The 14,158-nt window shown below is 36.7% G+C and carries 13 protein-coding genes, 1 tRNA gene and 1 riboswitch; of the genes, 1 reads left to right on the top strand and 13 read right to left on the bottom strand.

The features are described 5' to 3' along the window. Positions 1-27: 27 nt before the first annotated feature. From trmL to queG, 3 genes are all read right to left on the bottom strand, one after another. Positions 28-510: a tRNA (uridine(34)/cytosine(34)/5-carboxymethylaminomethyluridine(34)-2'-O)-methyltransferase TrmL gene (gene trmL / locus BK579_RS23135; protein ID WP_139365149.1), complete on the bottom strand. Its 483-nt coding sequence runs from the start codon at positions 508-510 to the stop codon at positions 28-30. Between the two features lie 60 nt (positions 511-570). Further along, entirely contained in the window at positions 571-1,467 is an 897-nt protein-coding gene (locus BK579_RS23140; RefSeq protein ID WP_078549631.1) for an amidase domain-containing protein, read from the bottom strand. Positions 1,468-1,974: 507 nt separating this feature from the next. Continuing rightward, positions 1,975-3,117, bottom strand: a complete 1,143-nt coding sequence (queG, locus tag BK579_RS23145) for a tRNA epoxyqueuosine(34) reductase QueG (protein ID WP_078549633.1) — start codon at positions 3,115-3,117, stop codon at positions 1,975-1,977. A 96-nt stretch (positions 3,118-3,213) separates the two neighbouring features. On the opposite strand from queG, the gene BK579_RS23150 reads away from it, so the two are divergent. Further along, entirely contained in the window at positions 3,214-3,882 is a 669-nt protein-coding gene (locus BK579_RS23150) for a B3/B4 domain-containing protein (protein ID WP_078549634.1), read from the top strand. Positions 3,883-3,980: 98 nt separating this feature from the next. Here the strand turns inward: BK579_RS23150 and BK579_RS23155 are convergent. The 10 genes from BK579_RS23155 to BK579_RS26855 all read right to left on the bottom strand — a co-directional run bounded on the left by BK579_RS23155 (position 3,981) and on the right by BK579_RS26855 (position 13,968). Further along, positions 3,981-4,054 (bottom strand) — tRNA-Gly (locus tag BK579_RS23155). A 174-nt stretch (positions 4,055-4,228) separates the two neighbouring features. Beyond that, positions 4,229-4,732 carry a CBO0543 family protein gene (locus BK579_RS23160; protein ID WP_078549636.1) on the bottom strand — a complete coding sequence of 168 codons (504 nt, stop codon included), beginning with the start codon at positions 4,730-4,732 and terminating at the stop codon, positions 4,229-4,231. A 234-nt stretch (positions 4,733-4,966) separates the two neighbouring features. Beyond that, on the bottom strand, positions 4,967-6,007 hold the full coding sequence (locus tag BK579_RS23165) for a Gfo/Idh/MocA family protein (protein ID WP_078549638.1): 1,041 nt from the start codon (positions 6,005-6,007) through the stop codon (positions 4,967-4,969). 71 nt (positions 6,008-6,078) lie between these two features. After that, positions 6,079-6,825, bottom strand: a complete 747-nt coding sequence (locus BK579_RS23170) for a response regulator transcription factor (protein ID WP_078549640.1) — start codon at positions 6,823-6,825, stop codon at positions 6,079-6,081. Continuing rightward, a complete protein-coding gene (locus BK579_RS23175; protein ID WP_078549642.1) occupies positions 6,806-8,629 on the bottom strand; it encodes a sensor histidine kinase in 1,824 nt (607 codons plus the stop codon). The genes BK579_RS23170 and BK579_RS23175 overlap by 20 nt, the downstream gene beginning before the upstream one ends. Positions 8,630-10,297: 1,668 nt before the next feature. After that, positions 10,298-11,590: an ABC transporter substrate-binding protein gene (locus BK579_RS23180; RefSeq protein ID WP_078549644.1), complete on the bottom strand. Its 1,293-nt coding sequence runs from the start codon at positions 11,588-11,590 to the stop codon at positions 10,298-10,300. Between the two features lie 89 nt (positions 11,591-11,679). Further along, positions 11,680-12,507 carry a carbohydrate ABC transporter permease gene (locus BK579_RS23185; RefSeq protein WP_078549646.1) on the bottom strand — a complete coding sequence of 276 codons (828 nt, stop codon included), beginning with the start codon at positions 12,505-12,507 and terminating at the stop codon, positions 11,680-11,682. Beyond that, the gene (locus BK579_RS23190; protein ID WP_235848606.1) at positions 12,507-13,391 is read right to left on the bottom strand and encodes a carbohydrate ABC transporter permease; all 885 of its coding nucleotides are present in this window, start codon (positions 13,389-13,391) and stop codon (positions 12,507-12,509) included. The genes BK579_RS23185 and BK579_RS23190 overlap by 1 nt, the downstream gene beginning before the upstream one ends. Before the next feature lie 288 nt (positions 13,392-13,679). After that, positions 13,680-13,823 carry a hypothetical protein gene (locus BK579_RS25905; RefSeq protein WP_169891234.1) on the bottom strand — a complete coding sequence of 48 codons (144 nt, stop codon included), beginning with the start codon at positions 13,821-13,823 and terminating at the stop codon, positions 13,680-13,682. A gap of 19 nt (positions 13,824-13,842) precedes the next feature. Beyond that, positions 13,843-13,968: a hypothetical protein gene (locus tag BK579_RS26855; RefSeq protein WP_268876536.1), complete on the bottom strand. Its 126-nt coding sequence runs from the start codon at positions 13,966-13,968 to the stop codon at positions 13,843-13,845. Positions 13,969-14,065: 97 nt separating this feature from the next. Further along, a riboswitch (cyclic di-GMP riboswitch) is annotated at positions 14,066-14,148 on the bottom strand. Positions 14,149-14,158 lie beyond the last annotated feature (10 nt).

Genomic DNA, 14,158 nt, shown 5'->3' on the forward strand with positions numbered 1-14,158 from the left:
AAAACGACCCGCTGCTGGGTCGTTTTTTTATGATAATCTAGGGTAGTTCTGCTGGCGTAATACTTCATAGAGCAAAACTGCTGCTGTGTTTGATACATTTAGTGAAGAAACAACATCAGTCATTGGCAGTCTTACACAGCGTTCCACATTGTTCTCTATAAGTTCTTTCGGTAAGCCACTTGTTTCTCTTCCAAAAACAAAAAAGTGTTCTTTGTCCAAATCACTAAAATCAAATGAGCTATGTGCTTTTTCTCCAAACTTCGTAATGAAATAAAATTCACCATTTTCGTGTTTTTCGAAAAGCTCCTCTAGCGAATCATAATATTGAACATTAACAAATTGCCAGTAATCCAAGCCTGCACGCTTTAGAATTTTATTATCTGTTGAAAATCCTAAAGGTCTAATTAGATGTAATGTGGCATTTGTTGCTGCACATGTGCGGGCAATATTCCCTGTATTAGCTGGAGTTTCTGGTTGATATAATACGACATTTAGTCCCACGATTTTCACCTCTGTGCTATTATAACACCGACATCTATTTTCATTGTAGTTTTATTATTGACTTTTCATTTAACTATTTACATCAATAATCGAAAAGAATTTATACTTAATATTCGGTGTATATGCAGTTGAATCCTCATATGCCCAATATCTCATTCGACTATTTTGAGTATGTGCGTTTACTAATGGCATTCCATCATAGTCTTTCGCAACCACAATTGTCGTGTGATTGTACTTTCCATCACCTTCAAAATCATAACAAATGATGTCACCAAGGAGCAAGTCTTCTGGGCCTGAGACTTCTTTAGCTTGTAAGCCTGATTTAGAGCCACTTAAGTGCCAACGCATCGAATTGGCAACCGACCAACTGAAGCTCCAATTATTATTTTTCATCCACCAGCCTTTGCTCCGGTTAGTAAAGCCATTCATCGGGACTCCTCCTGCATGAATGCATTGAGAAATATAGTTCGTACAATCAACATCAAATTTCTTGTATTCCGGATTATAATCATTCCACCAACGTTCCGCATATTTTACAGCAGCTAAACGATCGTACGTGTATTGTACACGTTCACGATCAACTACATCATTTTCTGAATGGATTGGTATACGGTCAGCTTCGCTAAATGATTTAATTAGTTCACGATCATCAATCATTTTATTATCACGAAACCTTGCTCTCCGTTCTTCATACGCTTCTTCAAGAAAGATGTTTTCTTTTTGTTTCACTAAGTATTGAAAATGCACAAGATAATCTAAATGAATCTCTTCTTCCATTTCATCCTGGCTTAGCACCTTTGTTTCGGCCTTACATTTTATGATTTCAGCGTTTCGCTTCTGATAGCTTTCTTTTTTCTTGTATATTTTAGAAGCTTCTTCAACACCCAAGCTAATTCCATTTCTCTCGTCTTTACCAACATATAATTGAACTCTTCGATGAATTAATTCTCTTAGTTGATCTTTCAATACCCTCACCAACCTTTTATTAATCCCTACAGAATATATGTATGATGGCGATTAGTGAGTAGAATAAGAAAAACCAAGGAAAGCCCGGCCCATTTTGTTTAGTGAAAATCTAAAATTTGTATTCTATTCTATTTAGTTACTTTTGCCTTCTTTTTAAATAGCTGTGTCCTATCATGTTGATTTTGCTGTGTTTAAATTTAGTCGGATAAATTCCGCTTAAATTGGGAAATATCAACATTTCCCTAAAAATAACAGGAGTTTTTCCGCTTATATGAACCTACTCTTTAGATTTAGTCATATATTAGAGAAGTTAACCGGATTTTTTCCGCTTATATTTGCTTCTTAAGCCTCTACTAGATACATTAGCCGGAATTTCTCCGCCTATGAGTTCCTCTCTACCTGTACCTAAGCAAAAAACAGCACAGTATCAACGCCTGTAGCAGACCAAGATTTTATAATTATTTTTAAAAAAAGAACTGATTATAACTACTTATAATCAGTTCTACCTTATTTTTCAACCTTAACAAGCATGTCGATTCCTTGATTGATTTCTCTTAGTACTTCTTCATCTTTTTCCCTAGAAGCGGCTTTTTCTAAAATAGCTATCGATTCTTTATTTCCGATTTTCCCTAATGCCCATGCAGCTGTTCCTCTTAGCACTGGACGTGGGTCGTTCGCTAAGACCTTCTCTAAGTCCGGGATGGCTGTTTCATCCTTATAATGTGCAAGTGCAATAATCGCATTTCGTTGAATCGGTTTTTTTCCTCTCCATGAACCAGAGAGCATTCCATATTTTTCTTTAAACTCTTTGTTACTAATATGAAGTAGGCCTTTTAGCTTTGGTTTTACAATCTCAGGATCTGGTTCCATTTCAGCATGAAGATGGAAGTCCTTTCCTTTATTTTCGGGACAAACCGTCTGACACGTATCGCAACCATAAAGGCGATTTCCTATTTTAACTCGATATTGCTCAGCTAAAAACCCTTTTGTTTGTGTTAAAAAAGCAATACACTTTGAAGAATCTAGTTGCCCGCCTTGAACCAATGCATTGGTTGGACATACCTCCACACACTTATTACATGTTCCACACTGATCTTCTATAGGAGTATCTGGTTCAAATGGAAGATTTGTAATCATCTCACCTAAATACACATAAGAACCGAATTCCGGAGTAATGATTGCACAGTTTTTTCCGCTCCAGCCAATTCCAGCACGCTCAGCAACTGCTCGGTCAGATAACTCCCCAGTATCAACCATGGATTTCATTTTTGCTTCTGGTATTTTTTCTAGGATAAATGCTTCAAGCTTGTTCAATCTATCTCTTAAGACATGATGATAATCTTGTCCCCAAGATGCACGGCAAAATATCCCACGGCGGTCTTCCTTAGTAGACCTAGGGGCATTTTTCAACTTAGAAGGATAAGCAAGTGCAATCGCGATAATAGACTGGGCTTTGGGTAGTAAGAGATCGGGATGGGTTCTTTTGATCACATCTGATTCTTCAAAACCAGACTGATAACCTAATTCTTGTTGAGTAATCAACCGTTGTTTTAGATTTTCAAACGTATCCGCACTCGCAAACCCAATTTTATCAATTCCGATGGTTTTGCTATATGCAATGATTTCCTCCTTTAACACTTTAAAATCCATGATTAATCTCCTCCCTTCTCGTTTCGATGATTCACGTTTCTTTTGATATCAATATATATGGTAAACTATTGTTATTAAAATTTGGAGGGAGAAATAATGGAAATCACCATTTCACCATCACTAAAAAATCTTATTCCAGGCTTTAAGCTTGGTGTTATCACTTATTCTAACATTGATGTAGCAGACTCTCCACAAATGGTCAAAGGGCGACTTCAACTGTTTCAAGAAAATATCTTTTTTGACCTACAAGAAAAGGAATTCTCTGATTATGAGGGGTTAAAGGAATGGAAAGCTGCTTTTAAAGCTGTTGGAACAGATCCCAATAGGTATCGACCTTCTGTTGAAGCATTATACAGACGAATTAAAAAGCAAAATTACATTGGTACCATTAATTCAGCTGCTGATATTAATAACTTTTTTTCTCTACAGTACGAGGTTCCTATTGGTATTTATGATGTAGAACACTTAGCTGGTGACACAGTTGAGATACGGATTGGCACCGTGAATGATGAGTACGAGGGAATTAACGGGAGAATTGTGTCCATGGATAAAAAAATTCTTTCATCCGATATGCAAGGGGCTTTTGGCAGTCCTATTGTTGATTCCGCTCGCTCTGCTGTAACTACCTCAACTCAAAATGCAATTCAGCTTGTTTACCTTAGACCATCAATGGATATTGAAGAATCGTTAAAGTTAGTTAAATCATTAAAAGATATGTTTCTTCAAATCCATGGTGGAGAAGCAACTACATCAATAATTAGCTAATAATTAGGGAAGATGTATAATCTTCCCAATTTTCTCACAATAAAAAACGCAATACCTCGTTTTCAAGAAACGAACCACTGCGTTGTGAAAAATATGTATGGAGCGGGTGATGAGAATCGAACTCACGACATCAGCTTGGAAGGCTGAGGTTTTACCATTAAACTACACCCGCATGGTATTTATATTGTTCATGTTTACGATTATAACAACTACTAATCAATCACGCAACCCTTATCGAGTAAAAAAATGATAGAAATTTGTCGAGCGTTGTCGAAAATAAAAACAGGTTTTACAACCTGTTAATAACATACATAATATTAACATGATATTTCTACAGTTTCAAGTATTATTTTATCGGCACATTAAAATACAGCATCATAAAGACAATAACTATAATTGAAAGAATGTAAGTAAGTAAATGTCTAGTATGATGAAGTCTTAGCATGATATACATGACAGGGTAAAATAAAGCATCCATCCACAACTTATATCCATGATTAAACTCAAGTCTCCCTGTTTTGTAAAAATAAAGACTGATTACCAGTGACCCAGCAACCCAATACATAATATAACGAGCTTGTTTTAACCACTTTTGTAAGAATGGATAGTTTGAAAGGTAAAGTAGGGTTACAGAAGGTAGGATAATAAAAGTATAAAGTAGATCAACAAGGACATGTGTTGTTAAAACACCCGGCTTATATTCCCATAATAGATGGTCATGACATAATATGTTATATAGTAAATTACACGTGATTACGTAATAAACTGTTAAACCATATTTATTTAGGTTACGATAAGTACCTTTTATAAATAAGAAACATAAAAAGATGACTGTCACAATGATATGCATATATATTCCTCTTGATTGATGTAAATTTTTTCTTAGTATGTACTAGTTTTTAGAAAACATCCATTTAGACCGCCTTTGTTTTACTTTCTCCTTGTTTTCACTTAGGCAACTGGATCATAGACCGCCTTTGATTTACTTCCTTCTTGTTTTCACTTAGGCAACTGTTTTGCATAAGGGCTACCCACAAAAAAGCCGCTTCCTCTCCAAAAAGGGGAAACGACCTCACCAATGAAATTAATCTAACCTTACACTCCGACCTTCTTCACTACTCTTATAAATCGCATCGATAATCTTTGATACATGTAAAGCTTCCTCTGGTTTTACTAAAAGCTCCTCTGTTCCTAAGCAGGCATTGATGAAGTTTTTGGCTTGTGGTAAACCTGGATCTTCTTCTCCTTCGATATAAGCTACGTTGCTATTAAGCAGCATTCCATGTTTTGCTTGATTTAACTGAAGTGGAAATAAATCAATACCACCTGTTTCACCTGAAATACTCAAGCTTTCCTCATCATCTTTGATATTTGCAGCCCAAGATGTTTCAAATAGCATAGATGCTCCATTATCAAACTTAATGTAAGCCGTCACATGATCATCTACCTCAAACGTTTCATGATCAAAACTGCCCCACATATTAACTTGATTTGGCATTTTACTTAATTTGTTATATGTAGTTCCCATCACTTCAACTGGCTCAGGATTCCCGAGCAACCATAAAGATAAATCTAAGAAATGGCAGCCATAATCAATCAAGCTTCCGCCACCCTGAAGCTCCTTATTTGTAAAAACACCCCAGCCTGGTACCTTTCGTCTTCTTAACGCTCTTGCTCTAGCCACCATCGGCTTACCAATTTCCTGTTCTAAAATCACACGCTTTGCTGCTTGAGAATCCTTCATAAATCGATAGTGATATGCAATTGACAATACTTTTCCTGACTTTTTCGCAGCATCAATCATAGCATTACACTCTTCTATGTTTAATGCCATTGGTTTTTCACACAAAACATGAACTCCAGCCTCAAGTGCAGCAACCGTGATTTCCGCATGAAATTTATTAGGAGTACAAATGGTTACAGCATCTACTACTTCAAACATCTCTCGATAATTTGTAAAAACGTGTTTAATTTTATGGGTTTTAGCAACCGTCTTTGCTGTTTCTTCATTTATATCACTAACCGCTTCAAGTGATACCTGATCTGATAATTGTAGGTAAGCTGGGATATGTCGCCCTTGTGCAATTCCTCCAACACCAATGATCCCCATTCGTAAATTCTTCATATTCCACCTCTATCTTAGTTTTTTACTAACCTAATTATTTGTTCTATTTTTGCCATTTACCTACCATTCATTTATTTTGATAAATGGGAACAGCGATATTCATTTGGAGTGATGCCAATCAATTTTTTAAAGACTTTACTAAAATACTTCTCATTATGATATCCAATATGATAGGCGATTTCATAAATTTTGAGATGAGGGTTACACAATAACTCCTTTGCCTTCTCTAATCGAATTCTTGTGACATAATCAGTAATTGTTTCTTTGTATTCCTGCTTAAACCTTCTAGATATATATTCCCTGCTTAGGTAAAATTGATCAGCAATTTCTTGTAATGTAATATCTTGTTTATAATTAGCTATTAAAAATTGTTCAATATCATACATACTATTTTTATCTTTTTGAGAGATCTCTTCGACCGTATTACCGGTTTTCTCCTTATACTGATCTTTCCATTCATTCACAGCTCTTTCTAATGTTTCATTCAAGATCTCAGGGTCAATCGGCTTTAAGATATAGTCAAAACTTTTATAGTAGATAGCATTTCTCATATATTCAAAATCATCATATCCACTGATGACGATCGTTTTACTTGTGAGAGAAGAATCTGAAATCCATTTTAAGAGACCTATTCCATCCTTTTTGGGCATCCTCATATCCGTAAAAATAATTTCAGGCTGGTGCTCTGATATAAGTTGAACAGCTTCTTCTCCATCCTCAGCTTCAATAATCATGTCAATTCCAAATCGATTCCATTCAGCTAATAAATGTAGACCTTCACGAACATGTTTTTCATCATCAATGATTATCGCTTTCATTTTCCCCATCCTTTAACGTAATAGGTAGCCTTATAATCACCTTTAGTCCACCACTGTCGCGGTTTTTCAATTGTAAAGAGGCTTCTCCATTATAATAGAGCTTCAATCGGACATATACATTTTTTAATCCGATATTTGATTCTTCTCCATCTAGTTTTTGAATTCCTTCTTCAAAATGCTGATGAATTTCGTTTAGGCGATTCTCTGATATTCCTAATCCATTATCACGTATTTCGATTTGCAAAAAGGACTCATCCCGACTACATCTCAATCTGATTTTCCCAATACCTTCTCTTATATCGAATCCATGCTTAAAATAATTCTCAATAATCGGTTGTATCACCATCTTAGGAACTATTACCTGCATCACATCTTCATGAACGTCAACTAAATAATCTAGATTATCACCAAACCGTTCCTTCTGTAAAAGCAGATACGCCTTTGTATAATTGATTTCTTTTATTAATGGAACAAGCTGCTCATCTGTGTTCATCCCATATCTCATTATTTTTGATAAGTGTGTAATAAGCGTATAAATTTGTGGAACTTTATTTTTCAATGCGATGGTTCCAATTGATTGTAAGGCATTATATAAAAAATGCGGATTGATTTGTGATTGTAGAACCTTCAATTGATTCGTCTTATTTTCCAGCTCAAGCTTATATTCTCGATTAATTAAGTCATTAATTTTTTCAATCATACCCTTAAAGCGTTCGCCAAGTATTCCAATTTCGTCCTTACCACCCAGTGAAGAAAATTGCACCTGCATATTCCCCGCCTCGACCTGCTGAATGTTTTGCAATAAGATCCTAATCGGTGATGTAATCTTAAAAGTGACAAACATAGTCGCCAAGATCACTAGTAACAAGCCAATAATTCCAAATAAAATATTGATTTTCGTGACAGAAAGAGCGCTTTCATACAGGGTTGAATAAGGAATTCTCTTAATTAAAATCCACCCACCTGCAGAATTGTCCATTTTATCGTAAATCATCATCCCATGAAACTGATCTTCATTCCATTCTTTTGTACCACTTTCAGGTTCAGTTGCAAGTAATTCCGAAATCCATTCTTGATTCACTTCATTATCCGTAATTTTCACATTTGAGCTATACACTAATTTCCCATGTGGAGATAAAATATAGAATTCCTCTCGCTCTCGGTTATAAAGGTTTTCACTAATATTGAATATCTCATCAGGTGAAACCTCTAAAGAGATATAAGCAAGAATGTCTTTTGAAGGAATATTTGTAAACGCTCGGTGAATCGAGAAAACATTTTTGGGACGCGGTTTAACAAGCGAATCATCTCCATATTGATAATGGATAGGCTCAATATGCATATTAAAAGGACTATCTTTTGTTTTTTGATAATACTCTAGATAGGTTTCCTTTATATTTGATGAAAAAGCAACCGTTGACCTTTTGGATATGGAAACAAGCTTATTTTCATCTAAAAATGAGATGTAGACTCGGTCGATGTGATCCTCCGCATAAAGAATGGTTTGCAATACACTCTTCACGGTACCAATTGTCATGTAATTGTTTTCTTTGTGTGCAGATCTCATATAATTCATAAAATCCGGATTATTGTATAACGACAGTGTAAGGCCATTAAGTTCTCTTATGTAACTCTCTAGATTTACCTTTCCTTGATATAGGAGATTACTATTTTCTTCGACCACTTGATTGGTGATTGATTCTTTTGTGTGGACATAGGTTATGTAGATGGAAGTCCCGAAAGGAATAATAGTCGCTAATAGGAGTAAGAATATTAATTTATTTCGGATGCTTTTTTTGAACATGTGGATGTTCCTCCTATTAAGCTGGTATTTTTAGTATAAGATATAATTCTATGATTTAGTATCCCCAGTTCGTCTAACCTGAAAATAACTTAGGTTGGAGAGTTCCAACCGCTGCCTCTCCCTATACTTCGGACAGCTTTTCCTCTTCGCACACTCAAGCTGTCTGAACCTTACCCTACTTCGGACAGCTTTTCCTCTCCACACACCCTAGCTTCTGAACCTTACCCTACTTCGGACAGCTTTTCCTCTTCTCACACTCAAGCTGGCTGAACCTTACCCTACTTCGGACAGCTTTTCCACTTTGCACACCAAAGCTGTCTGAACCTCACTCTACTTCGGACAGCTTTTCCCCTCCTAACACCAAAGCTGTCTGAACTTCACTCTACTTCGGACAGCTTTTCCCATCCTAACACCAAAGCTGTCTGAACTTCACCCTACTTCGGACAGCTTTTCCACTTTGCACACCAAAGCTGTCTGAACTTCACTCTACTTCGGACAGCTTTTCCTCTTTGCACACCAAAGCTGTCTGAACCTTACCCTACTTCGGACAGCTTTTCCCCTCCTAACACCAAAGCTGTCTGAACTTCACTCTACTTCGGACAGCTTTTCCTCTTTGCACACCAAAGCTGTCTGAACCTCACTCTACTTCGGACAGCTTTTCCTCTTTGCACACCAAAGCTGGCTGAACCTTACTCTACTTCGGACAGCTTTTCCCATCCTAACACAAAAGCTGTCTGAACCTCACTCTACTTCGGACAGCTTTTCCCCTCCTAACACCAAAGCTGTCTGAACTTCACTCTACTTCGGACAGCTTTTCCCATCCTAACACCAAAGCTGTCTGAACTTCACCCTACTTCGGACAGCTTTTCCCCTCCTAACACCAAAGCTGTCTGAACCTTACTCTACTTCGGACAGCTTTTCCTCTTTGCACACCAAAGCTGTCTGAACCTTACTCTACTTCGGACAGCTTTTCCATTTGGCACACCAAAGCTGTCTGAACCTCACTCTACTTCGGACAGCTTTTCCTCTTTGCACACCAAAGCTGTCTGAACCTCACTCTACTTCGGACAGCTTTTCCCCTCCTAACACCAAAGCTGTCTGAACTTCACTCTACTTCGGACAGCTTTTCCCATCCTAACACCAAAGCTGTCTGAACCTCACTCTACTTCGGACAGCTTTTCCATTTCGAACACCAAGGCTGTCTGAACCTCACTCTACTTCGGACAGCTTTTCCTCTCCACACACCCTAGCTGTCTGAACCTTACTCTACTTCGGACAGCTTTTCCTCTTTGCACACCAAAGCTGTCTGAACCTCACTCTACTTCGGACAGCTTTTCCTCTTTGCACACCAAAGCTGTCTGAACTTCACCCTACTTCGGACAGCTTTTCCTCTCCTAACACCAAAGCTGTCTGAACCTCACTCTACTTCGGACAGCTTTTCCATCTTGCACACCCAAGAGGTCTGAACTTCGCTAAACTTTGTGACGTCTTTTACACGTCTACGCTGGTCAGCTGGCTCTCCGCTCATTCTACACTAAGTGAGCACACTATTTTCATCCTCTATGGTGCGAATCAAATTAGCATGGAAGTCTACCCTAAAACCAAAATATCTATAGAAAGAACATCTCAGGTTGAGACATTCCTTCTATAGATTAAATTAGTAATGTACTATTTTAAGTTATCCCAAGTACTTTGGAAGCGTTCGAGAACTGTGTCGTAGTCTATTTTACCAGTAGCATATTCTTGAATGGTTGCTGCAAATTCTTTATTTGCACCATCTGGCCATCTGAACCATGTCCAAGGAATGGTCTTGTCATCTTTTGAGTATTCAAGAATTGATAAGCCTAAATCACCTAATCCAGCTGGTTCAATATTATCAAAGGCTGGAATGAATGCGAATTCTTCTGTTAAATATCTCTTTCCAGTTTCAGATGATACCATCCAATTTAGGAATAGTTTAGCTTCTTCTAGGTGTTCTGAATTTTTGTTAAGAACCCAGTTATTCGGAACCCCAATTGGCAAACGATCTGATGCTGCTTCATCATCATTAATTGGAATTGGTAAAAATGCCATATTAATTTCTGGATTAATTTCATAAATCATATTTTCTGTCCAGTTTCCTTGTTGTAGCATCGCCGCTTGACCTGATGCAAATAGCGTTACTTGCGTATTGTAGTCTGTTGTTAATGGATTATCATTTGCAAATTTAATTTCAGTATCAAGTACTTCTTTAAACTGCATAAACTGTTCGTCACCTACAATTTTTTGCGAACCATCATATAATCCCTCAATATATGCAACTGGGTCTTCATGCTGAGCGAATGGAATATTTAATAAATGTTGACCAATTACCCACCACTCACCATAACCAGCTGCAAATGGAGTAATACCTGCATCTTCAAGCTTTTGGGCAGCATCTTTTAGTTCAGATACTGTTGTTGGAGGCTCAGTAATACCTGCCTTTTCAAATAAGTCTTTATTATAGATAAATCCATAACCTTCAAGGTTTACTGGCATTCCATAAAGCTTACCATCAGTATCAGTCATAGGAACCTTACCAATTGGAAGTACATGCTCTACCCATGGTTCCTCTGACAGGTCCGCTAAATGCTCCTTCCAAAGCTCAAGCTCCTTAAAACCTCCATTGTTAAAAATGTCAGGCTTTTCACCTGAAGCAAATTTCGCTTTTAATGCTGCACCATAATCAGCACCACCGCCAACTGTTTCAAGCTTAATTTTAATATTTGGATGCTCTGCTTCAAATTCATTGATCATTTCTTGGAGTTGATCTGCAATCTCTACCTTGAATTGAAAGAAATCAAGTGTTACAACTTCGTCTCCACCATTGTCTGTATCTGTATTAGGTGTTTCTCCGTTGGACTTCTCATTTCCACATCCGGCAATGATTCCAACCATTAAAAACATCGATAAGAAAATCAGTACTAATCGGCTTTTCTTCATAAAAATTTACCCCCTAATGTTTTGGTCATTTTATATATAATCTTTTACAGCTTTATCGGTAAGCTACAAAAGGCTATAACCCTAACAAACTACTTAATGGATCCTGCCGCAATTCCTTTAATAATATGTTTTTGTAAGAATAGGAAGAAAATGATGACTGGAGTAATACCTAACACTAACGCTGCGAGCCCCATATCCCATTGCTTCGTATATTGTGCAAAAAATGAACTTGTTGCCAACGGAATTGTTCTTAATTCAGCATCTTGTAAAACAAGCATTGGTAATAAGAAATCATTCCAAATCCAAAGCGTATTTAAAATAACAACAGTTACTGTAATCGGTTTCAAGAGTGGGAAAACAATTCTCCAAAACACTCCAAATTGACTACAGCCATCTACTCGAGCAGATTCCTCGATTTCCATAGGCACTGTTTTTACAAACCCGTGATATAAGAATAATGACAATGGAACACCAAATCCGAAGTACATGATGATTAACCCTGGGATACTATTTGTAAGATTCAGAGCACCACCTAGCTTCATTAGCGGAATCATCACCGTCTGAAACGGAATGACCATCGCTGAGACAAAGAAGATAAATAAAAACTTACTAAGCTTCCCCGGTGTTCGTACCATTTTCCAGGCTGCCATTGAACTAATTACAACTAGCCCTATATTGCTAAATACGGTAATCACTAATGAATTCCAAAACGCCCGTGGAAAGTTAATGATTTCCCATACCTTTGCATAATTTGAAAACAGTATTTCTTTTGGCCATGCTGCTGCATCAATTAAGATTTCAGCAAAGCCTTTTACTGAATTGACTGCTACAAAGTAAAATGGGATAAGGAAGATAAAGGCGATTAGAATACCAATAACTTCAAGCAAAAAAGTCTTTTTCGAATACTTTGCATTCATTAAGCCTCGACCTCCCTTTTCTTTGTAGCAAGCACCTGAACTGTCGTAAATATAGCAACAACTAAGAAGAATAGTATTGATTTAGCTGTACCAAGTCCATAACGGTTATTTTGGAATGCCTCTTGATATATGTTAATTGCAACCGATTGCGTAGAGTTAAATGGACCTCCACCTGTTAATGATAAATTTAGATCAAAGATTTTGAAAGCCATCGAAATGGTTAAGAAGAAACAAATTGTAAACGCTGGAAGGATTAAAGGAATAATAATTTTTCTTAATATCGTCCAACTATTCGCACCGTCTATTTTAGCAGCTTCTAGCAGATTTGTATCCAACCCTTGTAATGCCGCTATATAAATGACCATCATATAACCACTTATTTGCCAAGCAAACACAATAACAATTCCCCAAAACGCTGTTTTTTCATCACCCAGCCATGCCAATTTAAAGAAAGGTATGTTAGTAATTGCGCCGATTGATGCGAACCCTTTCACAAAAATGAACTGCCAGATAAATCCAAGTAATAGTCCACCAATTACATTTGGTATGAAATATACGGTTCTTAATATATTTCGAGTCTTTAATGCTGCATTTAATAATAAAGCTAAGCTGAAACCAATTAAATTACTTATGATAACTGCAGCAAACATAAATTTTGTTGTGAATAAGAATGATTCCATAAATTGTCTATCATTGGAGAAGATTTTTATATAATTCTCTAACCCGACCCACTCGACAGTTGAACTAACTCCATTCCAAGATGTAAAAGAATAATAGATTCCCATAAAAAACGGAATGATTTGAATCACCAGAAAGAATAAAAGAGCTGGACCAACGAATGCTGCATAGCTCAATATTTTAAGTAGATTCGTTTTTCTTTTCATCTTCTGGTTTAAGTTTGTTCTTGCTGTAGATTCATGGGTTTGAACCTTTACTTCCATTTAGGCACCCCCTTGTCACTTACCTTGTAAACGCTTTCTAATTACATTATAGAGCATGAAAGTCGAATTTAGGGTAACTTATATTGACTAAAAGAGTATACTATTTTGACATGTACAAGCTCCTCTTCAGATCACCAAAACCACCTTGATAGCTTAAAAACCTACACCAATTTTCTTGATATTGTAGATCTCTTCTACAAAAAAGAATGACATAGGTTGGTTTAATGAATATTATTCAAATAGTGTCTTAAATCTCATCTTAATTTTTGTTTCGTTGTTAGGGTTCGGTTTTCTATTTTGAAAAAATCCCTTGTTTGCTTGGTCTTCATTTAAAGGTTCGATTAATTCTATGTTAGAGCTTAATGAATGATCCATGTTAGTTACTTCCGTTATTTTAGGATAATCTTACTTCTTCTTCATGACTTTCATTAGCTACTTGAAAAAATCCTAATTCTTCAAATAAATCGTTTGTAGATGTTGGCGAATCTAGAACTTCGTCTAACTCTTTTTGTATAGCCATGATATCACCCCTAGATATGATTTATACAGCTTAGTTTTACATAACAAAAAGGACCCGCCTAAATAGGTGGATCCCACATTTGATATCATCCAACTTTTTCGGCGACCCGGCTACCATAGCAATTGCTTTAGGCCCGTAGTTTTGCGTCCCTACCTTTCAATAGGTTTGCCATTATCGAAAATCATTAATA

The sequence above is a fragment of the Litchfieldia alkalitelluris genome, from assembly GCF_002019645.1.
GTDB lineage: Bacteria > Bacillota > Bacilli > Bacillales > Bacillaceae_L > Litchfieldia > Litchfieldia alkalitelluris.

What these genes read in the sequence shown, in the direction of transcription:
- queG (WP_078549633.1), bottom strand. Translation starts at nt 3,117, where the DNA reads ATGGATTTTAAAGTGTTAAAGGAGGAAATCATTGCATATAGCAAAACC.
- BK579_RS23150 (WP_078549634.1), top strand. Translation starts at nt 3,214, where the DNA reads ATGGAAATCACCATTTCACCATCACTAAAAAATCTTATTCCAGGCTTT.
- BK579_RS23160 (WP_078549636.1), bottom strand. Translation starts at nt 4,732, where the DNA reads ATGCATATCATTGTGACAGTCATCTTTTTATGTTTCTTATTTATAAAA.
- BK579_RS23165 (WP_078549638.1), bottom strand. Translation starts at nt 6,007, where the DNA reads ATGAAGAATTTACGAATGGGGATCATTGGTGTTGGAGGAATTGCACAA.
- BK579_RS23170 (WP_078549640.1), bottom strand. Translation starts at nt 6,825, where the DNA reads ATGAAAGCGATAATCATTGATGATGAAAAACATGTTCGTGAAGGTCTA.
- BK579_RS23175 (WP_078549642.1), bottom strand. Translation starts at nt 8,629, where the DNA reads ATGTTCAAAAAAAGCATCCGAAATAAATTAATATTCTTACTCCTATTA.
- BK579_RS23180 (WP_078549644.1), bottom strand. Translation starts at nt 11,590, where the DNA reads ATGAAGAAAAGCCGATTAGTACTGATTTTCTTATCGATGTTTTTAATG.
- BK579_RS23185 (WP_078549646.1), bottom strand. Translation starts at nt 12,507, where the DNA reads ATGAATGCAAAGTATTCGAAAAAGACTTTTTTGCTTGAAGTTATTGGT.
- BK579_RS23190 (WP_235848606.1), bottom strand. Translation starts at nt 13,391, where the DNA reads ATGAAAAGAAAAACGAATCTACTTAAAATATTGAGCTATGCAGCATTC.
- BK579_RS25905 (WP_169891234.1), bottom strand. Translation starts at nt 13,823, where the DNA reads ATGGATCATTCATTAAGCTCTAACATAGAATTAATCGAACCTTTAAAT.
- BK579_RS26855 (WP_268876536.1), bottom strand. Translation starts at nt 13,968, where the DNA reads ATGGCTATACAAAAAGAGTTAGACGAAGTTCTAGATTCGCCAACATCT.